At 42.1% G+C, this 25682-nt stretch carries 38 protein-coding genes; 34 read left to right on the forward strand and 4 right to left on the reverse strand.

All coding sequences use genetic code 11. From position 1 onward, the window contains the following. Window positions 1-68 precede the first annotated feature (68 nt). The 4 genes from D9X91_RS19610 (at window position 69) to D9X91_RS19625 (ending at window position 5007) form a co-directional block, all read left to right on the forward strand. Entirely contained in the window at window positions 69-1082 is a 1014-nt protein-coding gene (locus tag D9X91_RS19610) for an aldose 1-epimerase family protein (RefSeq protein ID WP_121682402.1), read from the forward strand. Window positions 1083-1094: 12 nt separating this feature from the next. Then, a complete protein-coding gene (gene rbsK / locus D9X91_RS19615; protein ID WP_121682353.1) occupies window positions 1095-2015 on the forward strand; it encodes a ribokinase in 921 nt (306 codons plus the stop codon). Between the two features lie 254 nt (window positions 2016-2269). Beyond that, window positions 2270-4453, forward strand: coding sequence for an ATP-dependent helicase (locus D9X91_RS19620; RefSeq protein WP_121682354.1), 2184 nt, complete (start codon window positions 2270-2272; stop codon window positions 4451-4453). A 341-nt stretch (window positions 4454-4794) separates the two neighbouring features. Continuing rightward, complete coding sequence (locus tag D9X91_RS19625) at window positions 4795-5007, forward strand: hypothetical protein (RefSeq protein WP_121682355.1); 213 nt, start codon at window positions 4795-4797, stop codon at window positions 5005-5007. A 57-nt stretch (window positions 5008-5064) separates the two neighbouring features. Here the strand turns inward: D9X91_RS19625 and D9X91_RS19630 are convergent, their stop codons facing one another. Then, the gene (locus tag D9X91_RS19630; protein ID WP_121682356.1) at window positions 5065-5811 is read right to left on the reverse strand and encodes a phosphotransferase family protein; all 747 of its coding nucleotides are present in this window, start codon (window positions 5809-5811) and stop codon (window positions 5065-5067) included. Window positions 5812-5970: 159 nt separating this feature from the next. Between D9X91_RS19630 and D9X91_RS19635 the strand changes: the two genes are divergently transcribed. The 18 genes from D9X91_RS19635 (at window position 5971) to D9X91_RS19715 (ending at window position 16325) form a co-directional block, all read left to right on the forward strand. Beyond that, on the forward strand, window positions 5971-6360 hold the full coding sequence (locus D9X91_RS19635) for a VOC family protein (protein WP_121682357.1): 390 nt from the start codon (window positions 5971-5973) through the stop codon (window positions 6358-6360). Between the two features lie 57 nt (window positions 6361-6417). After that, complete coding sequence (locus D9X91_RS19640) at window positions 6418-7581, forward strand: FAD-dependent monooxygenase (protein WP_121682358.1); 1164 nt, start codon at window positions 6418-6420, stop codon at window positions 7579-7581. 97 nt (window positions 7582-7678) lie between these two features. After that, window positions 7679-8236, forward strand: a complete 558-nt coding sequence (locus D9X91_RS19645) for a hypothetical protein (RefSeq protein ID WP_121682359.1) — start codon at window positions 7679-7681, stop codon at window positions 8234-8236. A gap of 156 nt (window positions 8237-8392) precedes the next feature. After that, a complete protein-coding gene (locus D9X91_RS19650) occupies window positions 8393-8875 on the forward strand; it encodes an NUDIX hydrolase (RefSeq protein WP_121682360.1) in 483 nt (160 codons plus the stop codon). A gap of 22 nt (window positions 8876-8897) precedes the next feature. Continuing rightward, on the forward strand, window positions 8898-9353 hold the full coding sequence (locus D9X91_RS19655) for an NUDIX hydrolase (protein ID WP_121682361.1): 456 nt from the start codon (window positions 8898-8900) through the stop codon (window positions 9351-9353). A 1-nt stretch (window position 9354) separates the two neighbouring features. Continuing rightward, entirely contained in the window at window positions 9355-10056 is a 702-nt protein-coding gene (locus tag D9X91_RS19660) for an HAD family hydrolase (RefSeq protein ID WP_121682362.1), read from the forward strand. Window positions 10057-10066: 10 nt separating this feature from the next. Beyond that, a complete protein-coding gene (locus D9X91_RS19665; RefSeq protein WP_121682363.1) occupies window positions 10067-10297 on the forward strand; it encodes a hypothetical protein in 231 nt (76 codons plus the stop codon). Window positions 10298-10328: 31 nt separating this feature from the next. Further along, on the forward strand, window positions 10329-10703 hold the full coding sequence (locus D9X91_RS19670) for a VOC family protein (protein ID WP_121682364.1): 375 nt from the start codon (window positions 10329-10331) through the stop codon (window positions 10701-10703). A 281-nt stretch (window positions 10704-10984) separates the two neighbouring features. Continuing rightward, window positions 10985-12160: an AI-2E family transporter gene (locus tag D9X91_RS19675; RefSeq protein WP_121682365.1), complete on the forward strand. Its 1176-nt coding sequence runs from the start codon at window positions 10985-10987 to the stop codon at window positions 12158-12160. Between the two features lie 36 nt (window positions 12161-12196). Beyond that, the gene (locus tag D9X91_RS19680) at window positions 12197-12880 is read left to right on the forward strand and encodes a hypothetical protein (RefSeq protein WP_233569864.1); all 684 of its coding nucleotides are present in this window, start codon (window positions 12197-12199) and stop codon (window positions 12878-12880) included. A 24-nt stretch (window positions 12881-12904) separates the two neighbouring features. Beyond that, entirely contained in the window at window positions 12905-13519 is a 615-nt protein-coding gene (locus D9X91_RS19685) for a VanZ family protein (protein ID WP_121682366.1), read from the forward strand. Window positions 13520-13630: 111 nt separating this feature from the next. Next, window positions 13631-13924 (forward strand): hypothetical protein, encoded by a 294-nt coding sequence (locus D9X91_RS19690; RefSeq protein ID WP_121682367.1) that lies wholly within the window; start codon window positions 13631-13633, stop codon window positions 13922-13924. 12 nt (window positions 13925-13936) lie between these two features. After that, entirely contained in the window at window positions 13937-14257 is a 321-nt protein-coding gene (locus D9X91_RS19695) for a hypothetical protein (RefSeq protein ID WP_121682368.1), read from the forward strand. 87 nt (window positions 14258-14344) lie between these two features. Next, window positions 14345-14923: a histidine phosphatase family protein gene (locus D9X91_RS19700; protein WP_121682369.1), complete on the forward strand. Its 579-nt coding sequence runs from the start codon at window positions 14345-14347 to the stop codon at window positions 14921-14923. A 54-nt stretch (window positions 14924-14977) separates the two neighbouring features. Next, window positions 14978-15181 (forward strand): hypothetical protein, encoded by a 204-nt coding sequence (locus D9X91_RS22960; protein WP_233569865.1) that lies wholly within the window; start codon window positions 14978-14980, stop codon window positions 15179-15181. After that, the gene (locus tag D9X91_RS22965; protein ID WP_233569866.1) at window positions 15182-15406 is read left to right on the forward strand and encodes a hypothetical protein; all 225 of its coding nucleotides are present in this window, start codon (window positions 15182-15184) and stop codon (window positions 15404-15406) included. It abuts the gene before it with no gap. Between the two features lie 19 nt (window positions 15407-15425). After that, window positions 15426-15701, forward strand: a complete 276-nt coding sequence (locus tag D9X91_RS19710; RefSeq protein WP_233569867.1) for a hypothetical protein — start codon at window positions 15426-15428, stop codon at window positions 15699-15701. A 153-nt stretch (window positions 15702-15854) separates the two neighbouring features. After that, window positions 15855-16325, forward strand: a complete 471-nt coding sequence (locus D9X91_RS19715; protein ID WP_121682370.1) for a DinB family protein — start codon at window positions 15855-15857, stop codon at window positions 16323-16325. Between the two features lie 44 nt (window positions 16326-16369). On the opposite strand, the gene D9X91_RS19720 is transcribed toward D9X91_RS19715, so the two are convergent. Then, window positions 16370-16753, reverse strand: coding sequence for a VOC family protein (locus tag D9X91_RS19720; protein ID WP_121682371.1), 384 nt, complete (start codon window positions 16751-16753; stop codon window positions 16370-16372). 194 nt (window positions 16754-16947) lie between these two features. On the opposite strand from D9X91_RS19720, the gene D9X91_RS19725 reads away from it, so the two are divergent. The 6 genes from D9X91_RS19725 (at window position 16948) to D9X91_RS19750 (ending at window position 19926) form a co-directional block, all read left to right on the forward strand. Then, a complete protein-coding gene (locus tag D9X91_RS19725) occupies window positions 16948-17340 on the forward strand; it encodes a DUF4181 domain-containing protein (protein WP_233569871.1) in 393 nt (130 codons plus the stop codon). 46 nt (window positions 17341-17386) lie between these two features. Beyond that, window positions 17387-17845, forward strand: a complete 459-nt coding sequence (locus D9X91_RS19730) for an HIT family protein (protein ID WP_199738147.1) — start codon at window positions 17387-17389, stop codon at window positions 17843-17845. 33 nt (window positions 17846-17878) lie between these two features. After that, a complete protein-coding gene (locus tag D9X91_RS19735) occupies window positions 17879-18940 on the forward strand; it encodes a DmpA family aminopeptidase (RefSeq protein WP_121682374.1) in 1062 nt (353 codons plus the stop codon). Between the two features lie 19 nt (window positions 18941-18959). Next, window positions 18960-19184 carry a hypothetical protein gene (locus D9X91_RS19740; protein ID WP_121682375.1) on the forward strand — a complete coding sequence of 75 codons (225 nt, stop codon included), beginning with the start codon at window positions 18960-18962 and terminating at the stop codon, window positions 19182-19184. A 40-nt stretch (window positions 19185-19224) separates the two neighbouring features. Next, window positions 19225-19419 (forward strand): hypothetical protein, encoded by a 195-nt coding sequence (locus D9X91_RS19745; protein ID WP_121682376.1) that lies wholly within the window; start codon window positions 19225-19227, stop codon window positions 19417-19419. A 171-nt stretch (window positions 19420-19590) separates the two neighbouring features. Beyond that, on the forward strand, window positions 19591-19926 hold the full coding sequence (locus D9X91_RS19750) for a hypothetical protein (protein WP_121682377.1): 336 nt from the start codon (window positions 19591-19593) through the stop codon (window positions 19924-19926). A gap of 92 nt (window positions 19927-20018) precedes the next feature. On the opposite strand, the gene D9X91_RS19755 is transcribed toward D9X91_RS19750, so the two are convergent. Next, window positions 20019-20201: a CsbD family protein gene (locus tag D9X91_RS19755; protein WP_121682378.1), complete on the reverse strand. Its 183-nt coding sequence runs from the start codon at window positions 20199-20201 to the stop codon at window positions 20019-20021. A gap of 206 nt (window positions 20202-20407) precedes the next feature. Between D9X91_RS19755 and D9X91_RS19760 the strand changes: the two genes are divergently transcribed. Then, a complete protein-coding gene (locus D9X91_RS19760; RefSeq protein ID WP_121682379.1) occupies window positions 20408-20893 on the forward strand; it encodes a nitroreductase family protein in 486 nt (161 codons plus the stop codon). 129 nt (window positions 20894-21022) lie between these two features. Then, window positions 21023-21337: a hypothetical protein gene (locus D9X91_RS19765; protein ID WP_121682380.1), complete on the forward strand. Its 315-nt coding sequence runs from the start codon at window positions 21023-21025 to the stop codon at window positions 21335-21337. A gap of 144 nt (window positions 21338-21481) precedes the next feature. Here the strand turns inward: D9X91_RS19765 and D9X91_RS19770 are convergent, their stop codons facing one another. Further along, entirely contained in the window at window positions 21482-21784 is a 303-nt protein-coding gene (locus D9X91_RS19770) for an RNA polymerase alpha subunit C-terminal domain-containing protein (protein WP_121682381.1), read from the reverse strand. A 205-nt stretch (window positions 21785-21989) separates the two neighbouring features. Here D9X91_RS19770 and D9X91_RS19775 point away from each other — a divergent pair, with 205 nt between their 5' ends. The 4 genes from D9X91_RS19775 to D9X91_RS19790 all read left to right on the forward strand — a co-directional run bounded on the left by D9X91_RS19775 (window position 21990) and on the right by D9X91_RS19790 (window position 25675). Then, a complete protein-coding gene (locus tag D9X91_RS19775) occupies window positions 21990-23156 on the forward strand; it encodes a serine hydrolase domain-containing protein (RefSeq protein WP_121682382.1) in 1167 nt (388 codons plus the stop codon). 65 nt (window positions 23157-23221) lie between these two features. Continuing rightward, window positions 23222-23659 (forward strand): SRPBCC family protein, encoded by a 438-nt coding sequence (locus tag D9X91_RS19780; protein WP_121682405.1) that lies wholly within the window; start codon window positions 23222-23224, stop codon window positions 23657-23659. A 315-nt stretch (window positions 23660-23974) separates the two neighbouring features. Continuing rightward, window positions 23975-24679, forward strand: coding sequence for a hypothetical protein (locus D9X91_RS19785; protein WP_121682383.1), 705 nt, complete (start codon window positions 23975-23977; stop codon window positions 24677-24679). A 90-nt stretch (window positions 24680-24769) separates the two neighbouring features. After that, complete coding sequence (locus D9X91_RS19790) at window positions 24770-25675, forward strand: HD-GYP domain-containing protein (RefSeq protein WP_121682384.1); 906 nt, start codon at window positions 24770-24772, stop codon at window positions 25673-25675. Window positions 25676-25682 lie beyond the last annotated feature (7 nt).

Below are 25682 nucleotides of genomic sequence, written 5' to 3' on the forward strand. Positions count from 1 at the left end.
AATAATAAGTTCAGGCAGCCGCAATGGGCTGCCTGAACAAATTCATCAACAAGAAAGGGATGCATATCATGGTTGGAACAATTGAACTGCAGCGAACATTTTTCCAAGATCAGAAAAAAGTCATCTATCGAGACGAAGAATTTACAGCAAGCCTTTTTCGCTACCCTTCAGGGGTAGAAGCGATCGAAGTGCTCAATTCGCGCGGCCGGATGGTTGTGCTGCCATACATGGGGCAGATCATTTGGGATCTTGAATTTGACGGGACGGACCTGAAAATGAAGAATATGTTCTCCCAGCCGAAAAACGTCGAGGCAATTGTCGATACCTATGGATGCTTTGCCTTTCACTCCGGTCTGATTGCCAACGGCTGCCCGGGCCCGGATGATGACCACGAGCTCCACGGTGAAATGGCATGCGCAGAAATGGACCTTGCGTGGCTTGAGATTTCCATCGACGGCATCAAGGTCTGCGGGGAAACCGAATATGTAAAGGGCTTCGGACATCACTATTTGGCGTCGCCAAATGTTAAAATGATGGCAGGGGCTTCACGAATTGAAATGAACATGAAGGTGAAAAATCTATCAGGTTCTGATATGCCGCTTCAATATATGTGCCACACGAATTATGCGTTTATGGAAAATGGCGTGATGACACAGAACATCCCCGATGATGCGTTCGTTCTGCGTGAATCGATCCCGGATCATGTGAAGCCGACCGAACAATGGATTACATATAATAAGAAGCTTTTAAACGGTGGCGAAACATTAAATGTGCTGAACCGGCCGGATATGTATGATCCTGAAATCGTCTTTTTTGCCGACCGGCTGAATGCTTACGGTGAAGAAGTCGAGTTTGAAATGACGGCACCGGATGGCACCGCATTTTTCACTAAATTTTCGACGGCGGAATTGAACTATGCGACTCGCTGGCTCTTGTACAATGCCGATCAGCAGGTTGGGGCATTCGTACTGCCTGCCACATGCCGTCCGGAAGGTTATGTAAAAGCAGAAAAAGACGGGACATTGATCAAGCTCGGCGCAGGGGAAGAGCGTTCATTCACCGTTGTGACCGGAAAGAAATAAGGAGGAAGAAATATGGATATTGCAGTCATTGGATCTAACATGGTGGATCTCATTTCATACATCGAGAAAATGCCAAAGGAAGGGGAGACGCTCGAAGCGCCGGACTTTGAAATCGGCTGCGGCGGGAAGGGTGCCAACCAGGCAGTGGCCGCAGCGAAACTGGGCGCGGACGTCATGATGGTGACGAAAGTCGGCGATGACCTATTTGCCGACAACACGATCCAAAACCTTGAAAAATACGGCATTGATACGGAATTCACGGTTAAGGTGCCCGGTACTTCCAGCGGGGTTGCGCCGATCTTTGTCGACCCTGATTCGAAAAATCGCATCCTGATCATCAAAGGGGCAAATCAGCACCTCGCACCGGAGGATGTGGCCGCAGCGGCTGAAAAGCTGAAGCAATGTTCCTTGATCGTCCTTCAGCTGGAGGTCCCGCTTCCGACCGTGTATCGTGCCATTGAATTCGGCAACGAGCATCATATCCCGGTGATTTTGAACCCGGCACCGGCCTCAAAAGAGCTTGATTTTGAATATGTCTGCAAAAGCGACTTTTTCATCCCGAATGAAAGCGAGCTGGAAATCTTGACAGACATGCCGGTTGAAAGTGATGAGCAAATTCAGGCGGCAGCCATGACGCTCATTGACCGCGGATTAAAAAACGTCATTGTCACGATGGGGAGCCGGGGCGTCATGTGGGTGACGAAGGAAGATGTCCAATCCGTTGCATCCCACACGGTGAAGGCGCTCGATACAACGGGGGCAGGAGATGCTTTCATCGGCTGTTTCGCACATTATTATGTGAAGAGCCGAGATGTGCTTGAAGCTATGAAAAAAGCGACCGCCTTCGCAGCATTGAGCGTTACGAAGCGCGGCACGCAAACTTCCTATCCGACTGTCGAGGAAGTAGAGGCGTTTTTACAACAGGATAAATAATGTCACATTGGGGGTCTGGCACCGTTTCGCGCATGAACGCAACGGGGGTCAGACCCCCGTTGGTTTATTCGCGCATTAAACAATAATTTTCTTGTGAAAAATGAGCAGAAAGAAGAATCGTGAAGATGTGGAGTGTGTTATTCTATTTCTATGTATAAGTACGAAAGTAGGAATGAGTGTTTTGCTGTGTTAACGCATTACCGTAATAGTGGTGTTGATTAACGCAATGCAGCCTCCGTTCCATAATAGAAAGGATTTTCAATATGCAAGACTTCTTCACCCGCAAGAAAAAAGAATTAGGTGTCTCTTTAAACGACGTTCAGACAAAAGCTGTCCTTCAAACCGAGGGGCCGCTTCTTTTGTTGGCGTCGCCCGGGTCGGGGAAAACGACGACGGTGATCATGCGGATCGGCTATCTAATCGAAAAGAAAGGTATATCTCCTGATCGCATCAAGGCGGTGACGTTCAGCAAGGCATCGGCAAGCGATATGAAGGAGCGGTTCAAGCGGTTCTTTCCGGGTCTTCCGCCAGTTGATTTCTCGACGATTCACAGCTTGGCGTTTGAAGTGGCGCGCGAGCATTTCCGTAAAACAAGGACGCCATTTGACCTGATCGAAGGCAATGTAAGCGGTGATGATCAGGGAGCGGATATGCTGCATAAAAAGGTGATCCTCCGGAGATTGTTCAAAACGCACGTCGGTGAAAACATCACAGACAGCCAGATGGAGGAGCTTACGACTTATATCAGCTTCATCAAGAACAAGATGATCAAGCCGGATCAATGGTCGACGGTTTCATGCGATGTGCCAAAGGCCGAGCAGATCCTCAAGGAATACGAAAGGTTCAAGCGTTCACACCCCAATAAACTGCTCGTCGATTTTGACGATATGCTGACGATCGCCAATGAGGTATTGTGGAGCGACCGGCAGCTGTTATGGGAATACCAGCAACGCTATGACTATGTGCTCACGGACGAGAGCCAGGATACGTCCTTGGTCCAGCACGAAATCATCGAGAAGCTGGTCCGTGAACATCAGAATCTTTGCGTGGTGGCAGACGATGACCAATCGATCTACAGCTGGCGCGGCGCTGAGCCATCCTACTTGCTTGATTTTAAAAAGGTGTATCCGAAGGCCGAGATCCTTTTCATGGAACAGAATTACCGCTCCACAAAGGACATCGTCAGTGTGGCCAACCGGTTCATCAAGCGGAACAAGAAGCGCTATGAAAAGAACATGTTTACGGAAAATCCAGCATTTGAACCGATTCAAATCAAGGAGCTGCACGATTACAATGCCCAGGCGAAATATCTCGTCAAGGAAATTCAAGGGAAAGAGAACTTGGGTGAAATTGCTGTCCTGTACCGGAACAACTCGTCTTCGATCGCGCTCATGAATGCGTTCGACCGGGCCGGCATCCCCTTTTATATGAAGGATGCTGACAACCGCTTCTTTTCGCACTGGGTCGTCGAAGATGTGCTCAATTTCATGCGGATGGCCTTCACCGATAAGCGGCCTGATATTTTGGAGAAGATACACTTAAAGTTCAACGGCTACATCAGCAAACAGCAGATGAAGGAACTGAAGGGAATTCGCAACGGGGAGTCGGTGTTCGACAACCTTGTGAACCACGTCGAGTTGAAACCTTATCAGGTGAGGCTGATCAAGGACAGTAAGGAAACATTCCGGGAGCTGAAAGAAATGCCGCCGAGAAAAGCGATCCGGGTGATTCGGAATCAGCTTGGCTACGAGAAGGCGCTTGAGAAGATGAGCAGCATTCTTGGCTTTCGCCTTGAGTATTTGATCGGGATTCTGAACACCTTGGAGGAAATCGCCGTGAATCTTGAGACGCTGCAGGATTTTGCGAAGCGGCTTCAGCACCTGGAGTCTGCTTTAACAATGGCCAAACGAAAAAAAGGGCAGAACGCCGTGACGTTTTCTACCTTCCACAGTTCCAAAGGATTGGAGTTCGAGCATGTCTATATGATTGATTTGATCAACGGCGTCATCCCCTCAAAGGAAGATAAAGAGGATATGAGCTTGATCGAAGAAGCGACCCGCTTGTTCTATGTCGGAATGACACGGGCGAAGAAGCATCTCGAGCTGATTACTTATTGGGAAAAAGACGGTGTGAAAACAGCGGAATCAACCTTTGTTCGCGACGTGAAGAACATGTTGAATCCGGCACCCAAACGGACAGGTACGGCCAAAAGCGGGGCAACCGTCACCGGAAAGAAAGTTAACGGAGTCCCATTCAATCCAAATGCTGTGCAGCGTGAGTCTGAATTAGAGGTCGGCTTGACCGTGAAGCACCGTGTATTCGGCACGGGAGAAATCACTGGGGTCGATGGGGACACGGTGAAAATTCAATTTTCCACGAAGGGAAAGGTCCTGTCGATCATGACATGTTTGGAAATGGGGCTGTTGGAGCTGGTGTAGGATGTGGAGGAAGCTTTACTATGGTACAGTGCTAATGGGGGTCTGACCCCCATTAGACATGCTGGTACCCGTACTTGTTCGATATTTCCTTTCTAGGTCACCAAACCGTCTCTATGGCACCCTTAATCGTCCAATATCTCGCTTATCGGTCACCAAATTATCTCTGTGATTCCCGCTCTCCTCTAATATCTCCTCTAACGGTCACCATTTCTGCAGCAAACATTCGGCATGAAATAGATCATAGTTCCCTACCATCAGCTAAATCCATTTTACCGGTAAACAATTACTATTTAATGTTATAATTGTAATATAATTCAAAAAAGATAAACGGAGGTGTCAAAATGAAGAATCCATTGTTATTCGTAAGTATTGGTCTTTTTCTCGTAGTTGGAAGGATGATATTAACTCAATTTGTAAGTTTGCCGGATTTCCTTAACGGACTGATACTTGGGATCGGTCTTGCACTTGAAGTCATTGGGCTTTACGGGATTTCACGTAATCCCTCCAAAGTCAAAAAATTTAAGAAGAGTTTTTTCAAAAAAATATTTTCATAACGTCAAAAGGGTCTGATCTCCCTGCAGCATGGAGGAGATCAGGCCCTTTCATATTGATCAACAGCCGTATTGCTGGACGATTTCCAAAAGGCGTTCTTCACTTTCAGTTGGCACATGTTCCGATAGCCTTGCTGCTGCAATGATCGGAGCCCATTGGAAAATGTCTTCTTTCGAAATACCGCTCTTTTCGCAATATAGCTGCAAATACAACTCAGCCAATTCCTCTGATACCTGTGTATACAAGAGATAACTGCGGTAGACATCGGCCCGGAGATCACCCGCACTCGCATCCACCCAATCAATGATTGTCACTCGATCATCGGAAGCTATCAGATTATATAGATGAAAATCCCCGTGGCAAAGCCTGTTTTCGAAGGTCATCGCATCCAGCTTCTGCAGGAGCCTGGACTTTTGGCTGTCGTCCAACTGTGTCACTGACTGGAGTTGCCTGCGAAGCCGATCAGACATCGGTTCGAGTGAATCAGCCTTAATTGCATGGATTTGCAGCTGGATATCCACGGACAGCTCCATCAAATGCGCTGCCCGTTCACTGTTTTCAAATGCGAGATCTCCGAAAGTTCTCCCGTTTACATATTCCATGATGAGTGCATGCTTACCCTCGAACGTCGCAACGTCGAGCACCTTTGGAACGGGAAGTCCGCAAGAATACGCATATTCCTGTTTAGCGGCTTCATACGACGCTTCCGTTTCAGGCAAGTGGTCATTGTAGATTTTGAAAATCCTGTTGTTGTGTAGATAAATTTTTGCAGTATTGCCGATTCCAATTGGATCGCCTAAGTTCATATGTATCTCTCCCTGATATTTCCTTTTATCATTTATTCTACAATAAAAAAAGGTGGTTCAACTGCTGAATTTTAGTTTTGTTCATTAACATGTAGAAAGTGATACACTTAGGAAAGAGAACAATTTCCAGATTTCATTAAAATGAAGGAAGTGAAGATTTTGATTAAATATAGATGCATCCATCATGTGAGTCTTACTGTGACCGATTTGGAAAAAGCAAAAGAATTTTATGAAAAAACTTTATGTTTAACAGAAATATCGCGGCCTGATTTTGACCTTCCCGGGGCATGGTATGAAATAGAAGGGCAGCAGCTTCATTTAATCGTTGATCCATCTTCACAGACAATTCGCCAGGATAAAAGCGTATCCAGCAGTGAAGGTCACTTTGCCCTTAGAGTCGAAAACTACTACGACACTCTTGAATGGTTAAAACAGAGAGATGTTGAAGTTCTTGAAAAACCAAATTCAAAGAGCGGATTCGCGCAAATTTATTGCGCCGACCCAGATGGGAATTTGATTGAACTAAATGTTGATCAAACAAACCTATAAGAATAGACGTTTACGAAAAAGGACCATACTTAATAAATAAAGAAAGCGAGGGTTATCATGAACGTTCTAATCGTAGGAGCTGGCATTGCAGGACTGACATTGGCCGATCAATTGGATCGGGAAGGGCACGCTGTCGAAATCATTGAAAAGTCTCCAGGACTGCGGACAGAAGGGTATATGATGGATTTTTTTGGAGCCGGGTATGATGTCGCTGAAAAGATCGGTTTGATCGAAGATTTACGGACCATCCATTATCCGATCGATTCCCTTCGTGTGAAGAATGCAGATGGGACAACGAAGTATTCCCTTAACTATCAATCCCTGATCAAATTATTGGATGGCCGCCATTTCAATTTCATGCGCGGAGATCTGGAGCGAGTGTTGTATGAGCGGATCAAAGAACGTGTACAAGTTACATATGGCACGTCGATTGACTCACTGCAGCAGGATGACCAAGAAGTACATGCGGTGCTGTCGAATGGGACAGAACGCAGGTGTGACCTATTGGTTGGGGCCGATGGGATTCATTCAAAGGTACGGAGACTGGCATTTGGCGAGGAAGAAAAGTTTGTCCACTCCATGGGGTATCAAACCGCCGCATATACATTTGAAAAAACGCCGGAATTCAACGACATTAGTCGTACATTCGATACCATCACAGAGCCTGGCAGACAAGTCAGTATCTATCCGATAAGAGGGGATCGAATGGCTACTTTTTTTCTCTATTCCAAACAAGGGAGTGTCCGCCACCACTCACATGAAGAGGGAATCAAAGAACTGAAAAAACACTTTGGAGACATGGGCTGGGTGATCCCTGATACCCTACAAAAAGGTGAACTTGCCGATGATTTTTATTTTGATGATGTCGCCCAAGTCGAAATGGAAAAGTGGACAAAGGGACGCGTAGCACTTGTTGGAGATGCTTGCGGTTGTGTGTCTTTGGTTGCAGGACAGGGAGCATCACTGGCCATGGCTGAAGCTTATACCTTGGCCCATTGTTTCGCTGAATCCAAAGGCAATATCGAGAAAGCTCTATCAGACTACGACACAATGATGATCCCGCAGGTAGCCAAAGTACAGCGGTCAGCCCGGAAGTTTGCCGACTACTTTCTCCCGGAAACGAAATGGAAATTAATGATCCGGGATGTAACGATGCGGGCCTCTGTCCTTCCCGTCATTCGGAACTTTGCAAAATTTAAAAGTGTAAGGCTGCCAAAATGAGAAAGGGGGCAGCCCCCTTTCGAATCTTCCCTTCCATTTATTCCATTAGGTGGTGTATACTATTTTGGGCAATTATTACATAGGGGGCTTACATCAAATGAAAAAGTTTTTATTACCAGCAGCAATGATATTGTTGATGGGCATGTTGGCAGCATGCAGCGAGAATAACGATGACAGTAAAGTAAAAGAAGAGAAAAACAGCAACGTACAATCTAGCAAAGAAGTAAACTCAACAGAAGACAGTCAAGAGAAAACAACCAGTGATAATAAGAAAGAAACGACTGTAAAAGCAGGACTCAGCGATGAGGAAACTGCCAAAGCTCTTTCTTCATACATAAAGAAAGTAGAAGATTTCGAACAGGAATTGACGCAGGCTTATGAAGATAATAAGAATAATGCGGCAAAATGGGCGGCGTTTGGAAGAGAATGGAATCCGAAAGTGCAAGCTCTAGGAGATGAAATTAATAATTCTGATTTATCTATTCAAAACAGAATAGATATTGGCACAGCGGCTGGAGATTTGTTGATGGTTAAAGGTGAATACAATTCGTTTGTTCAAGATAGTGGCGATGAAGAATCTTTAAAATCAATAATAGCTAACTATCAACAAAGCATTCAAAATTCGAAAGATACATTGAGAGAATTAACTAAATAAAAAAATAGAATTTTTTCTGAAAGGGGTCTGCCCCTCAGCGCGGTAATGCTTTAACGTACTGATGGTCAGACCCCTTTTCTTTTTTTGTGCTAAAATAGAAAATAATCCTAATTTTGTAAAAATATTTAACAATTGTTGCTTTGAGGGGGAGAATGCATGGAAATGCCTACACATATCATTGCAGTCGGAGGAATCGTGGAAAATGAAGAAGGGAAGATCCTGTTGGTTAAAACAATCCATGGGGGATGGGTTTTTCCAGGAGGACAGGTGGAAGTCGGAGAAAATCTGATGGATGCATTAATTAGAGAAGTGAAAGAGGAAAGCGGCATCGACATCAACGTATCGAACCTGATCGGAATGTATTCCAATACGTGCATACATAAATGGTACGACGGGGTGACGGATGTCCCGACTAAATTGATGCTGGATTATGCTTGCCGTCCTGTTGGAGGGGAATTGTGCACATCCGAAGAAACATCAGAAAGCTGCTGGGTCGAAAAAGAAAAAGTACTCAATATGATTGAAGCTGAAGCCATTCGAACACGATTCGAAGCCTTTTTGAATTTTGACGGCCATGTGCAATATATGGAGTACGTTACGAGGCCGGAATTTAATTTGAAGCTAAGCAGGACAGTATAAACATCTGGTGGTGAAAAAGAAGATGGACTTTGTAAAAAATCTCCGGAAAATCGTCGGGACGAGGCCGCTTATCCTTCCTGGTTCGGTTGTCATCATTCTCAATGATCAAGATGAACTATTATTACAGCATCGAAACGACGGCAGCTGGGGGCTTGTTGGAGGTTTGATGGAACTTGGGGAATCGATGGAGGAAACAGCAAGGCGTGAAGTGAAAGAAGAATCAGGTCTCGAGATCGGCAAAATGACATTGATCGATGTGATTTCCGGTCCCGACTATTATTTGAAATTGGAGAACGGCGACGAATTATATTCTGTCACAGCCGTCTATGCCTCTAAAGAGGTATCGGGAGAGATTGAAATTGATCAAAGCGAATCTCGCAACATGAAATATTTCAAAGCAGATCAGCTTCCAGACAACATGATCGATGAATATCGGCATTGCCTAGATTCGTATTTTCAAAAAGCGAGATTGAGATAGAATGAAAGAATATCAACTATTATTGTTTGATTTGGATGACACACTGCTAAGCAGCGATTGGTTTAAAGAGGGAATCATGCAAACGATCCAATCCAATTCTCTTACCAGACATGTCGATCCTGCAATGTTTCTTGAAAAGAAGTTGATGTTGCCAAAGCCATTGATCACTCAATTTAAAAACCGGGAACTTTCCCCGCATGAATTCAGACGGGCCAGGTGGAAACATGCTTTATCACATTTTGAATTGTTTCCAGATGAAGATGCCATCGACGAATTGCATGGTCTCTTTTTGCAGTCAGGGATGAGCTTCATTAAAGAAAATGAAGACCTCACTTGCCTTTTACAGGACCTGCAAAAACATTATCAGCTGGCGATCGTCACAAATGCCCTATACGATCCATTGCTGAAAATTTCCAACTTGAAACTAGCTCATCTATTTACAAAAGACAATGTCTTTCAAGCCGAGGAACTTGACTATAGGAAGCCAGACCCCGAGTTATATTGGGCCGCACTAAACCATTTCCAAGCCCAGCCGGAACAAGCGGTATTTATCGGGGATTCTTGGACCCACGATGTAGTCGGTCCCATGGAGCTGGGGATGGAAGCCATTTGGGTGAATCATCAAAATGTCCCGCCGCCATCTTCGCATAAACCGCTTGAAGAGATCACAAAGATCATGGAATTACGATCGATTTTGTTGTAAGAGGAGCTTAATGAAAAAATTGTTGAGGTGGAACACATTGCGATTCCTATTAACCAAACTATATCATTCTAAATTAATCTTAATCTTATCCATATATTTGCTGCTTCGATCATCCATCAATATAATAGGCGGTGTGATTCATCAAAACGTTATCGAATCAGATATCGCTTCTCTTTTGTTGGGCATGCTTGTCCTTTTTATTTATGTGAAAGCACGGCGAAATAATGCCTTTCAAAAATGAGTGACCTAAATCTGGCAAGGAGAGTGGAAGTATGAAAAGCCCTATCATCAATCAAATGAACACAGTATTTGTGCATGTCAGTAATCTAAAGGAATCGGTTCGGTGGTATTCGAATTTGTTGGGGCAGGACCATGATTTGGCTTCCGTCAAGGATCCGGTTTATAACATCCAGATCAACCATCATACCGGATTGACGCTGGATGCAGGACCGGAAGGCATTGTAAAACAGCCGACAGCCCATGATCAACCATTGTTCAATTTTCATACAGCCGATATAGAGGAAGCTTATGCATACACGAAGGAATTGGGCTATCATATCCATTCGAACATCGTCCGATACGATGATTTTTCGTTTTTTACCATTAAGGACCCGGATGGAAATGTGATCATGATTTGTACTGGATGAGATGCCTTCAAGAAGAATGCATTGTAAACAAAACGACTCGCAAAATATCCGAGTCGTTTTTCTAATAAACATTTCATTATTTGATATTGATTCTTATCTATTACATCCTAAATCTTATGGTAAAATAAGGTGATTGCTAGAAAAAAAGTTTAGGAGTACAATACATAAGATTTATTCTCGTTGATTAATAAAAGAGCTCGAAATCCAAATATTAGTTGGTTAGAAAGCACCTTGTTTAGGGGAATGAAATAAATAGAAGTTTAGGTAGGGAGTTGAGTGGTTTGGAGAACAAAGAAAGAAAAGGCACGGTTTTTAGAGAAAAAATATTAAATAGCCGAGTGGTTGTTTACACATTGATCGTCTTTATCCTCAGCATGACCATTTTGGCATTATCCAAAATCAGTTTTATTTTGGTTCCATTCGTGATTCTCGTCAAAACCATCTTTTTGCCGCTGATCCTTGCGGGGGTGTGTTTTTATTTATTCAATCCGTTGGTGGATTATTTCGAGAGGAAGGGAGTCAAACGGCTCATTTCGATCCTGGTGCTGTATGTGCTCATCATTGGTGGAATCAGCATTATCCTTTCATCTGTCATTCCACCGCTGAAGGATCAGGTCCAACGCATGGCAGATAACATACCGGTGTGGAAGCAGGATCTTCAAGATACCGTGAAGGACATTTCGCAAAGTCCTTACGTCGAGAAGGGGCTGAAGTCGGTCAATACGGACATCGACAAAATGTATAAGAGCGTTTCCGATCATATCAGCAATTTTGCATCCGGATTTTCACAAGGGCTGATGACGTTTGTCGGTACCGTCACCGAAATCGTGCTAGCGGTCGCCGTTCTGCCTTTCCTCTTATTCTACTTGCTGAAGGATGGCAAGAACCTACCCGATTATATCGTGAAGCTCTTGCCCAATCGTTCCCGTCCAGAGGCGAAGCTGATTTTAAAAGATATGAATCATGCCCTAAGCTCTTATATTCGCGGGCAAATTTTCGTCGCCCTATGCATCGGAGTCCTGCTTTTTATTGGATATCTCGTCATTGGACTGGATTATGCATTGCTCCTTGCCGTGATTGCCATGGTTACCAATGTCGTCCCGTATTTGGGGCCATTCATTGCGATTACGCCGGCATTCGTGATCGCATTGATCGATTCGCCGTTCATGCTGTTGAAGCTCGTAGTCGTCTGGGTGATCGTCCAGCTGCTGGAAGGGAAATTCATCTCCCCTCAAATCATGGGAAGAAGCTTGGAAATCCACCCGATCACCGTCATTTTCGTCATCTTGACGGCAGGAAACCTGTTCGGCATCATCGGGATCATTTTGGCCGTGCCAGGCTACGCGATTTTGAAAGTATTCGTCACCCATCTGTATCAATTCATTCGACTGCGTTCGAAATGGTATTCAGATCAACAAATAGAATTGGAGCCAGACGGCAGTGACTATAGCAAGTAATCATCAAGCCTCCCTGAAAACAGGGAGGCTTTTTACATGGATAAGGGGGATGGAAGAAACTTTTTCCAAATAATATTCGTCTTAATCAGTGAAACGATGCTTAAGTCATTATGTGGAAGGGGGGGTTATTTTTTGAAAAACCGCAGTGGTTTTGCTTTATATACTTGTGTTGTCGGGTTGATTGTAGGAGTTTTCTCTGTGGCCTCAGATCATTTGCCTTACACAAGAGTTCATATAACTTTGTTCCAATTCATTCGTTCATACGTTGCTGTAATGGTGAATTCGCTGCCATTTTGGTTCATCTTTGCAATGGTTCCGGGTTTCTCCTTTGCAAAGGATCTGAAAAGTGCCATGTTTGCCGGCGGAATCCATACAATCATTGCGATTACATACTATTTTGTGATCGGGTATTTCTTTGATGATAATCCAGTCAAACCTACTATCAATGACCAAGTTCGAGTTTTCGTCAGTTGGTATGGAGCATCTGCAATTGGTGGAGTGGCTGGTGGAGCGGCGGGATTCATGTTCAAGCGGAATCCATTTGTTTTAATCATTGTCATGTTGGGACTATTACTGCAATTAATTTTAAGCGGCCCAGAAAGCTGGAGGAATGAATTGGGTATCGCACAAAATCTCACCTTCTGTCTAATGGTTGTGGGATTTGCTGCATATTTAATGTTTATTTGGAAAAGAAAAAAATCAAATTACAGTAGTGCTTAATGAAAAAGAAAGAGGCGAAATAGATTGCTTTTAATCAATGGAAGTTTAATGGTTATATTCGGAACGATCATTTATCTCGTGAGCCGGGGCATCTTCATTGGGAAAACGTATAAAAATCAAGGACATGTCACATGGCTGAAAGAAATTCTTCGTTTTCTTTTTGCGGTGTACATATGCATGGTCGCTTCGGTGACTCTTTTTCCATTGCCGATTGCATTCAGTTTTGAATTTCATCCTTCTTTTCGTACAGTGAACGTTGTACCTCTAGCATCGATCATAAAAAATATCAGTTTGATCGGAACTGCCTATGATGGTGATGTTCTCTTCATGATTAAACTGCTACTAAGGAATGTAGGCGGCAATATTTTATTGTTCATTCCATTAGGTTTTCTTGCTCCAATCATTTGGGAGAAATACAGAAGCTTGAAATCCATTATCCTTTTTGGACTGATCATTTCCATGACGATAGAAATTGTCCAGTTTATTGAAAGTTTTACTGAAATGTATGGACGTGTGACGGATATTGATGATGTCATTTGCAATGTAATCGGTGCGGCAGTTGGATATATGGTTTTTGTTTTGGTTATGAGATTGGGAAGGGCATTAAAAATAAATAGTTTTAACGATTTGAATGTCTAGGGAATTCCCTGGACATTTTCTTTTAGCGGAAGACTTTGGAGAACTTTTACAGGTTATTTCCAATTTATACCGAAGGATTAATGGTAAAGAAAAATTGAGAGGAGTCCTATTTTGCCTAAAACAGTGCCAGGGATTATTGCAGCGATATCCCTTTTATTAAGCATACTATCTGTGATTGTATTTTCTGCATGTGCGATGACTGGTGAAACGTTATTTTTTGTTAGTTTTTATATCTTGTTGTTCGGTACTCCGATCTTATCCATTACCAATATCGTATTTGGCGGAATCGGGATTATCATGGAAACGGGAGTGAAGAAAAGAATCCCGATCATTACAGCCATTTTAGGAATTCCTGTTATCCCGTTGTATGTGTACTTTTTGGTTAGCTATAGTTTTGCACCATAATGAGAAAAAAAGATGGATAATGCTGTCTTTCAGGTAGTTCTCTTATCGGGGCTGCTGAGATATGGAAAGATAAAATGCTATATTAAACGGAAGAGGGATCGGATGACCACTAAATCTGAAAGGAAAAAGTTGATTGTATGGGGCATTGTGACGATGGTTGTAATCGCGCCAATATTATCTTTTCTGCTTGGAATCATTTTTGGAGTAATCGTTAGAAGTGGTTTTGCAGCAGGAGGTGTCATGGTTATTGTGTTTTTAATCACCTTTCTAGTAGGACTTATCACGTTAATCAGTGGCTTAAGTAAAAAAGAATCAGTGGAAAATGACAATTAATTTGCTTTTAATACGGTAGAAATTACTGAAATAAGCTAGATTATTAGATTAATAACAGGATTTCAAAGGCTATCTATGGAGGGCAAGATGAAAACATTTATCTATATGGTGAGACACGGAGATTCCCCGAAAGAAGGGGACGAAAGAACAAGAGGATTGACAGATAAGGGAAAACTAGACGCACACAAGTTAACCGATATTTTAATCAAGGAAGATATCGATGCGGTCATTTCAAGTCCCTACGATCGTTCTATTTTAACCGTCCAGCCATTAGCGGAGAAAATAGGGAGTGAGGTCTTGGTACATGAATCCTTTAAAGAAAGAATGTTTACTGTTGGTGGCATGAGAATATCCGATAAAGAGCTGTACCCTTTATTGGAAACATCATTTTCTGACGCTGAATATGCATTGGAAGGTGCAGAGTCTAATGCTGTTTGCCAGAGGAGATCGGTCAAAGTATTAAAAGATATATTAACCACATACGAGGGACAGAAGGTGGTAATCGGCACCCACGGAGCGGTGATGACTTTGATGATGAACCATTATGACAGCACATATGATATGTTTTTTTTATTGAACACATCAAAACCTGACATATATAGAATGGAATTTGATGGGCAGGAATTAAAGGGAGTGACAAGGTTGTGGAAGGTTAGGAGCGGTTAAAATGCGGTTCATTTCTTCCTGTCTGGTAAGCAAAACTAAATGGGGGCTTTTACATTGAAATATTTCATCAAATTAAATATCATCAGTATCCTTTATGCTCTATTGATCCTTGTTCCTTCTGAACTTATGATCAATGTATATAGGTTTAGCAGGCTAACGGGTTGGAACATTGGAAAGGTCAACACGTTAAATGGAATCACTATTACTGTAGTGATTATTCTTGGCACTACCCTTCTCTTTTTTCTTACGAAAATGTGAATGAAGGGACGGAAAGTCAACTATTGGTCAGCCATTCTTTGGGTGCCATATTTTATTCTATTTGTCTATTTAATTGCGACCACCCTTCCAATCACAGATCAAGGAGATAAACCCAATCCGGCTACAGGGCTCATTTTGATCGGGGCATTGATGGCATATCCGCTTTATATTCAATTGATCAATTACATCGGCTATCCGAGTGAGGATCAAGCAAGAGAAATCTAAAAAACGGGGGAAATGAATTTTGAAACTTCAAGATATCTGCAAATGTCAATCAACCAATTCGTTCAAATTAGAAGCAGATTTTGTGGCTGATCCAATTTGGTGCAACGTATGTGGCTGGAATCTAGATATGGATGAATTTCCATTGAATGATGATTTAAAAAGCGAATTATACCACTGGAAGGAACAATATAAAAAAATCTCGATGAATGAACATAATGCAATGGGGCAAAGTCTAACAGAAAAAGTGAGAGAGGAGTTAGGTTCGGAATATAACGTTATATTTGTCACCGGTTAATAAACAACCGACTTTTTTTATATAATATTAATTTCACTTTTTGGAAAAAGTCGAGAGCAGGATTTTAAAGAATTACTGCTGAATTCAGTTTAAAATTACTTATTTGTTACAGATAAGGACGCAAAATAACACATGCTCAAGGAGGAGAACGCGTTGGATCGAATTGAATTGCTAATAAACGGACTGGATTCGACTTATGACAAAGAAAGCTGGTATGCGCCGCTCAAGGATTCCATAGAAGGACTTACCGCAGAGCAAGCCAGATGGAAGCCGGCGGGGGATGCAGCCAAATCGATTTGGGAGAACCTGAATCATCTTCTATATTACAAAGAGAGGCTCGCTGCCAATTTGGAAGGTGAAGACTGGCCGTATAACCTCAGCGGCGATGAAAACTTCCATTTCACTGAACCTACGAATGATGATCACGCATGGGCGAAGGTCGTTGAGCGCGTTGACAAGGCACATCATCGGTTAAAAGAAATTCTGAATAAAACTTCCGCAGAGGAACTGGATCAAAAATCACTCGATGCAAAGCTGGTGGACATTTTCCTTCACGAGGCATACCATACAGGACAAATCATGCAAATCAGGAAGCTGCAAGGGGCATGGCCGGAACAGCGCTGAATTTTAAAAAACAAGCCGATTCATGAAGGAATCGGCTTGTTTTTTTATTTGGATTTCTCGATGACCGCGAAATAATTTTCTTCTGGATCTGCAAAGTTAAATACTTTTCCGTTAGGCATTGTGACGATGTCCCCGACTTTGACCTGTTTGTTTTTTAAGTCACTGTGAAGCTGGTCCAGGTTGTCGGAGAAGAACATTAAGGAAGGCGTGCCAAGATTTAATTCAGGCGACATTTTTGCCACGAATTCTTTATTGTGAAGAATGATGCTTGTTTCGGCATTCGCAGTTGGAGCAACCTCGATCCATCTCATTCCTTGACCGTTGTCTTCTTCGGAAATGACCGTGAACCCCATTTTTTCTGTCCAAAAATCCACTGCCTCATCCTGATTATTGACATACACCATAATTTGTCCAACCTTATGAATCATGCTTAATCACTCCTCATCCTAGATTGATCAATCCAATTTTATTTATTCTACATTAATAGATTTTCTCCTGCTATTTAAAAAAGGCTCCATTTTAGAAATAACCATTGAGCAAAGCCTCGGTGTTTGAAATAATTGGTATTAGAGAGAGAAAGGGGGAAGAGTGGATGATGTTCATGCCTTGGTCGAAGATATTGATGATACTCGCTATATATTTCGTTGTTCAATTAGCAATTAACTACCTGTTGAGGAAGTGGCTGAAGGTAAAAAGGAAAAAGTTGTTCTCTTATAATCATCTGAACGAAAAGCATAAAAAAATTGATTGGACAATCAGGATTATAACTATTGTGCTTTTAGTCATTGGCACTACTATTAATGCTACGCGAATACCTACAGAGCAATTTTGGTTTTTGCAAACTTATTTTATTTTATTCATGATGATCTTTTCAACAGAAACAACAAGAGCCATCATGGAGAAGAAGTATGCAGAAAATCGAAATGATTATCTATATACGACATTTCAATTAATCTTTGCATCCATATTAGTAATTTCTATTTTCACTACAGACTTTTGGGGGTTTTTTAGTTGAAATTAAAACTTAAACGAATTCTAAAATTAAGAAAGGATCAATACCGATGAAGTGTTTAGGCTGTCATTTAGCAAATAAAAATGAGCCCGTTTTCGTCGTATATGAAGATGAATTTGTTTGTTGCTTCTTGGATCATGATCCTTTTAATGAAGGTCATACCTTGATCGTACCTAAAAAGCACGTTCGATACTTTTATGACTTGGATAAATCCACTTCAGATTCAATAATGAAAGCGGCAGGATTGATTTCAAATGCGATCAAGACATTATTTAATCCAGATGGAATCACAATCTGTCAAAACGGTGGGAGCTTTGACGACCTGACTCATTTTCATATGCACGTTGTTCCAAGGTATGAAGGACAAAATTTTGCTGATTTTTTTTCAATGGACGAGGCTGAAGTCAAAGATAGGGCAGGATTATCGGAGACACAAAGAAAAATTTTAGAATTCATTTTTAACAGTGCATCCGCGGAAAGCAATCATCCATCATACATATCCGAGTAACAGATTCAATCCTGATAAACGGAGGATCAAACAGTGAAACAAAAACGAATAAGAGACTATGGCGTGAGAATTGGAAAATTAGAAACCGGCCCCAACAATTCAATTACGGATGTTGAAGGCGTCTCCGTTAGGCACGTCACACTGAGCGATCACAATATGCAGACAGGTGTGACGGCCATCCTTCCTCACCAAGGCAATCTGTTTAAAGAAAAACTCATCGCTTCAAGCCATGTCATCAATGGCTTCGGCAAAACGATGGGGACCATTCAGATCAATGAACTCGGAACAATCGAATCGCCGATCATTTTAACGAATACATTGAGCATCGGGACGGCTGCAGATGCGCTGATTGAATACATGCTTGGACAGAATCCGGAAATCGGCAGGTCTACCGGAACGGTGAATCCGATCGTATGCGAATGCAACGATATGTTCCTGAATGATGTCCGGGCCAGATTTATCAAGAAGGAACATGTCTTCCAGGCCTTGCATAATACTTCAACCGATGTTGAAGAAGGATCGGTCGGAGCTGGCACCGGCATGCTCTGCTATTCCTTGAAAGGCGGAATCGGCACTGCCTCCAGACTGATGAAGTTTGATCACGGGACGTACACGATGGGGGTGCTGGTGTTATCAAACTTTGGCATATTAAGCGATTTGAAAGTGAACGGAAAAGCGGTAGGAGAAGAGTTGAAAGAGGCGATCCTTGAAGCTCAGGAGGATAAGGATAAAGGATCCATCATCGTTATTGTCGGCACCGATCTTCCCGTATCCGAAAGGCAGCTGAACCGGATCCTTAAACGAACGGTGACAGGATTATCCCGTACAGGTTCCATCATTACAACTGGAAGCGGGGAGGTCGTCATTGGATTTTCTACTGCCACCAAGATTCCTCATGAACAAACGGGAGAATGCATTTCAGTGTCAATGATCCATGAAGAAGATATTGATACAGCCTTTCGCGCAATAGGGGAAGCGACGGAAGAAGCTGTGCTGAATTCCTTAGTGACAGCAACACATATAGTGGGGCGGGACGGCAATGAGCGGCCGGCTTTCAAAGATTTACTGAAAAAATACGATATTTCATTAATATAATATAAAAGGGGAGTTAGCCATGGAAAAAACAACTGTGATGGGAGCAAGCGGCTTCCTTGGAGTGGTATCGATCATCCTGATGGTCTTTTGTTTTTATTTTACTCATAGCTTTTTCCAGCATCTGAAATCTGGAGAGGTTCGGCTGATCAAGCAGTCAAAAATAGCGGCAGTGATCTTTCTTGCCCTTAGCTTATTGCTGCCGGCCATGTATAATCTATATATGTATCATGAGTGGATGAAATAAGATGCATATTCGTACAAACATGAAGGGGCAGGTGAGATAAATGGCGATAGCTGGTTTTCTATTAATCGCTTGGATTCTAAGCTGGTTTAAATTCGAAATGTTGTTCATCCAGGCTTTTAAAGAGCTTTTTAGCAAAGATATCACCAAAGCAAGCTATTATTTTATATTCTTCTGCATTGGGACGATTGGGGACATCGTTTTATTTTTCAATGGCAGTTATAATGATCGATTTTAAGAAACATGGTAAAAGGTTAGTTAAAACGATGGGGCTTATCCACTAGGATAGGCCCCTTTTTTATTCATAATGGAATGATATAAAAATTTAAAATCGATAGAGATAGCCATCCATACGTATATGTTCTCCTCTTCATATAATAATACATCATCTAATAGGGAGGTGATCAGTATGGATAATTACTATGACTGCGGTTGTGATGGCGGATACTATCAACATAAAGGGAAAGATGAAGATAGAATTGTAACATGTAACTGCTGCGTAACAGGTTTGGAAAAAGCGATCTTGAACAATTTCAAATGCGGAGACTCAATAGGTATCACTTTTTTTGGAGAAATGTCAGCAGCTATTTATGTTGGAAGATTTAGAGGTCTGAAAAATAGTGTTCTTGAAGTAGAAGATTTACTCGTACCAGGTACAACAAGTTTGGTGCCTTTATGTGATATTGATAGTATTGAAAGAGGCATTCCGTTGCAGGAACAACCGTTGCAAATAAAGCTTGGATAGATGATTGACAAAAACTTAGGGGGCTGGGTCTCCTAAGTTTTTTAATATAAAAAGAGTCTGACCCAATATTCTTGGATCAGACCCAAATTGAACTACCAATTCTTTCGAACAGAATCTTTTACATCACCGAACTTTTCCTGCAATTTCCCCTTATCCTTGTCACGCTCACCTTCCGCGATTTTATGATCATCATTGGTCAGCTTGCCCCATGCTTTCTTCAGGTCTCCTTTGGTTTGCTTTTGTTTTCCTTTTACCTGATCATGATTCTCTCTCATTTTTATCTCCCTCACTTTTTAAAGTTTGATAAGTACTTGTTTATTGAATAGCCGTGTCAGACGATTTCTAAACTATTTTAATTTTCAAGTGGAAGAAAAAAATTCCAAATACAATAAAACCATGATAGCCACCGTTCTACTGAACGAAGATTTTTCATGGCAAATAGCGTATGATAGAGACGAACATGAATACTAGGAGGATAACTATGAATATCTTGGACATCATTAAAACCCGCCGCAATATTAAAAAATTTAAGAAGGATCCCATCGACAAAAGCAAGGTCATGGAATGGCTGGATGCCGCGACATGGGCTCCAAACCATAAAATGACGGAACCGTGGGAAATCCTTTTCCTTGGACCTGAAACGAGAGAACAAATCAACCATAAAACAAACTTTGGCGATGCACCTGTTGTGTTCGTCGTCATTTCTAAAAAAGGGAAGACGGAAGTGGAACGCGAGGAAAACATCGCAGCGACTGCTTGCTTTGTCCAAAACTATATGCTTGCAGCTTGGGCAGAAGGAATCGGGACATTCTGGTCGTCTGTCGCCATTTCCCAGCGCAACCGGGACATCCTGAACATCTCGGACGAATACGATGTCATCGGTGTCATCTCATCCGGCTTTCCAGAGGAAATCCCGGAGCCGAAGCCAAGAGTGGCAATTACAGAGAAAGTGAAAGAATTGAATTAATGACAAAGGGTCTGTCCCTTCTTGCGGGAATGCATTAACGCAAGGAGAGGTAAACCCTTTTTTTATGGTTTCAAATTCGAATAAAAAATTGTAAAATTATAGAAAAATCAGAGGAGGAGCCAAATCAGGATGATAAAAACCCTTTCACTGTCCATGTTGGTTTGTGCTGCACTGTTGACAGGCTGTCAAGGTGATCCGTATAAAGAGGGAATAGATTATTCCATTGAAAAAGGTGCCGATGGTTTGACAGAGAATGGGCTTTCCTATCAGGCGTATAAAATCACGATGAATACAATTGATTCGGATGTGGTTAAAGTCCCGGTCCCAGCTTCGAGAGAACATGCTCAGATGAAAATCCTGCATTGCGGACCAAATGTGATGTCGTTCAAGGCTTTGAAGAAAGCAAAGTATGACCTGCTGCCTTTGGATACAAAAAAAAAGTAACTGCTTCATTTTATTTTTCACAAGCGATTATAAAAAATACCGGGAGGACGTCAAGACACTGCCTGAGCTGGAGATAGACTTTAGGAATGGGAAAAAAATTAAAAAGATTTTTGGTGGATAAGGATCAAAAAAATAGCAAACGTTTTAGCCTTGCTTAAATGAAAGTCCTTGTTCCTGCAGTGCTTGTTTCAATTTTGGAATAGACGACGGACCGATTCCGTGGAATTTCAAGATTTCCTTTTCTGTGAAGCCTGCCAGTTGTTCCAAAGTGTTGATATTGTTGTGTTCCAACGCACGCCTCGCAGGGGCAGAGAGCTGGGCCATAAATCCACTCTCAGGCTTTCTTTCCATTTCGCAGATGGGGCATACAGGACAGTCGCTGCTTTTGTAATATTCGTGCCCCTTGCTGCAAGTCCGCAAACTTGTCTTTGAATTAGAAGCTGTCATAAGGATCGTCTCCTTTATAAAAGAACCAAGATTTTCTCTTATTTTATCACAATCGCAAATTCCCAAACTCTTGGTTTGAAGATTTTTCCTAAAGTTAGAAGGACTATTGGTGCAGTAGGCGAAGTTTATTAGTATTCCATTTAGGGGTCTGACCCCGTATGCATTAATACTGTTAAGCGTAGTTTCGTTTTAATAAGGGGGAAACATGAAAAAAAATAAGATTCCATTATTATTGCTCGTCGTATTCTTCATTTTTTCGGCTGTTTCAGCTTGTTCGAATGAAACAAGCAAAGACCAGGAAACAAGAGCCGAAAAGAGTCAAAAAGGAAATGGTGATGAAACGGATGAATCGGCACTCGGAATTCCTGAGAAAGCGAACAAGATCGAATCATATTGGCCGACGAATGGCTGGCAGAAAACGAAGCCTGAAAGCGTGGGGATGGATTCGGCACAATTAAAGGAAATGTTCAAGCACATCGAAACGAAAAATATCCCGATGGAAGGGTTCTTAGTCATTAAGGATGGCTATATCGTCGCTGAAAAATACGGCGGCATCTATAGCGAAAACACACCGCATCCGATTTACTCCGTGACGAAAAGCCTGACGTCCGCCATGGTCGGGGTTGCAATGAAGCAAGGTGCCATCAAAAGTGTGGATGATCCGGTTCTTAGCTATCTGGACAAAGGTAGAATAGCGAATTTGACGGATTGGAAAAAACAGCTCACGATCAAGAGCTTTTTGACGATGAAATCCGGACTTGATTTCCCCGAGCAAACGGAAAGGGGATTTTATGATTCAGAGACTTGGAAGCAATTCATGGATGGGGATGACCCAGCTTATTTTATCCTGAACCGCCCTGTTAGAAATGAACCTGATGGCTGGAATTACAGTACCGGTGATGCAAGGGTCGTTTCCAAGATCATTCAAACCGCCGTCAATGAGAAACTGTCGGACTATGCGAAGCAGCAGCTGTTCGATCCGATGGGTATTTCAAATGTGGAATGGCCGTCTGATCAGTCAGGCACATCATTCGGTGGAACAGGAGTGAAAATGACGCCAAGAGATCTCGCCAAAATCGGCTACCTATATTTGAATAATGGTAAATGGGAAGATCAGCAGCTTCTGCCTCAAGGCTGGGTGGCAGAAAGCACGATGCCGTATGGAGATACAAATGGCAACTTTGACGGCAGTAAATATGGCTATTTCTTCTGGCTTAAGAAGGTCAATGGATATGATACATACCGGGCGATGGGGTTATACGGCCAGTACATGGTCGTTGTGCCAAAATTGAACCTGATCGTCGTCCAAACGTCGAATGGCATGGATGTTGACCCATTGCTGGAGAAGTATATCATCCCTTCCATCAAGTAGAAGGGGATCTAGCTGTTTAACAACAAAAATAATATAAAATGACTAAATGGAAAGAAGGAATTTCAATGAACAATCTGACAAAGATGAAAATCGCCAAGCCGGCGTACGAAGTATTCGAAGCATTTGTCGATCCGGAGAAAATCGGGAACTTCTGGTTTACATCAAGTTCCGAACGATGGGAACAAGGAAAGACGGTTACATTGCGGTATGAGGAATATAATGCACAAGGCGATATAAAAATCATCGAGATCGAGGAAAATAAGAAAATCGTCTTCGAGTGGGGTGCTAACGGGGAAGGGAACCTTGTCACGATTACGTTGAACGAAGCCGGCCAATCCAATACGATCGTTGAAGTTCAAGAAGAGGGCTTCCGTGAGAATGATGACAATCTCATCCTCCAACTGGTGGATAATAAAGAAGGCTGGGTATTCATGCTGACCTGCTTGAAGGGGTATTTGGAATTCGATGTGAGTACCTTGCGGGGTGGGCTAGTAAAGGAATGAAAATGTTAAAGAGGCTGATAGGAAAACTGTCAGCCTCTTTAACATTTTTACAAGAATAGTATTAATCCGTTCATCCGCTCGGCAATTTTCCCGGATAAATACTAATAAAATACAAAATGTAACAAAAAAATATGGAAATAGGCACCATGTCCCTGTACAATAGTTGTAGATAATAAGAAGGATTCTATCTTTAATGGGAATAATGACATGTGTGATGGAAGGCGATTTTTTTATCTCAATCATAGTGTAGACATTTTCCTTTATTGTAAGGGGCTTTTTTATTGTACTATGGGTCAATGAGGGAGGAGCAAAAATTTGAAGAAAATAGTAGCGGTTGTTTTTTCGGCAGCCCTATTTCTAGGATTGGGGTCGCAGGTGTATGCATCTGAAAACGTTCCTCAACAAGATGATCTACAGCAAGTATTGGCAATGATCGATAAGTCGAATCAGGACATCGAAGAAAAAATTGAAAAGGCTGTTGCGAAGGCAGACAAACTTCAGGAGGATTACCTTCTTGACATTCAAAAAATCGAAGAAGGGGATCAAGTCGTCAAGCTTCAAAACGAAAAAGAAAAAGTCCTGGCCGACTTGGAAAAAGCTAAACATGATGAAAAGAAAGCCGATGAATTAAATAAGAAGCTCCAGGATCTAGATAAAAGAATGAATGAAGAACGTGAAAAAATCCATGTGAAAATGGCAGATATTCAAGGTGATATTGAGGAAGCCACTGCTCAGCTCCAATCACCGGGTAAAAAAGATGATAAGGAATTGAATGACAAGCTAAATAAGCTTCAGAATCAGTTGGATAAAAAGACAGGAAAATATGAAGAAAGAACAAAAAAATTCACAGAAGAACTAGAAAAAATCATCCAGGATGTGTATGACGAAACGCTAAAAATCTCCAATGAAACAATCGCCAAAGCGGCAGAAAAAGGAGTCGTTGCCGAGCAGTACTGGGTGCAAGTGGAATTTGCCGGCAAGTTGGTGTGGATTGATCCTGTGCGGGTAGTGGGTCCTTAAAAAGAGGGAAAATAAAATTAATATAGAATTAAAGAAAGTGAGTCTATAATAGGCTCACTTTTTATGCAATTGCAATCAGGAGTGATTTAGATGGGATTCACGATCGGTAAAAGTGGGGATTACATTGAAGAAGTATCCTATGATACTAATAATATTCGACTGCTTGGAAGAGGGGATGGCTCAGAAGTCATCATTCAGAATATCGTAAAAGATACAATGTTTTATGTTTATCCGGGCGATAATCCAACAGTTATGGAATTCTTCTATATCTTACAAGGGGAAATGGTTTGTGAGTGGGAGGGAGAAAAAATCACCCTTGGACCGAATGATTATTATCAAGCAATGAACTTGGAAGAGCCAGTTCATTTTACAACTCTTACAGATGTAGTATACCTATGGTTCACGACTGAGCCCGCATTTCATCATCTAAGTGAAAGTATGCAGAATTTTAAGCACATTGTTGAAGAAGTAGAGAAAAAGGACCGTTATACATATAAGCACAGTGAAAGAGTTGCCAGGTATTCGGTTCAAATTGCCAAAAAACTCAAGTTTCAAAAGGACAGGCTCGAAACATTGTTTTTTTCTTCCATACTTCATGATATCGGCAAAATCAATACCCCCAGTGAAATTCTTAATAAACCGGGCAGGCTGACAAAAGAAGAATTCGATATCGTCAAACTTCATCCAATGGATGGCGCAGACATGGTCCGGGATTTTTACTACAAGAATATTGCCAAAATCATCGAGCAGCATCATGAAAGACTGAATGGGAGCGGCTATCCCCTGGGTCTCAAAGGTGATGAAATCCTTCTGGAAGCACGGATCATTGCCGTAAGTGACACGTTCGATGCCATGACGGAAGAACGGTCCTACCGAAAAGCTTTCGATGCTGAATACGCAGTGGAAGAATTAAAGAAATTATCCGGCACTCACTATGATGAAAGGGTAGTGGAAATATTTGTTGAAATTTTAAAAGAAGACGGGATAATCACATAAAAAAGCA

Origin of the sequence: Falsibacillus albus (genome assembly GCF_003668575.1) — a bacterium.
Taxonomy (GTDB): domain Bacteria; phylum Bacillota; class Bacilli; order Bacillales; family DSM-25281; genus Falsibacillus; species Falsibacillus albus.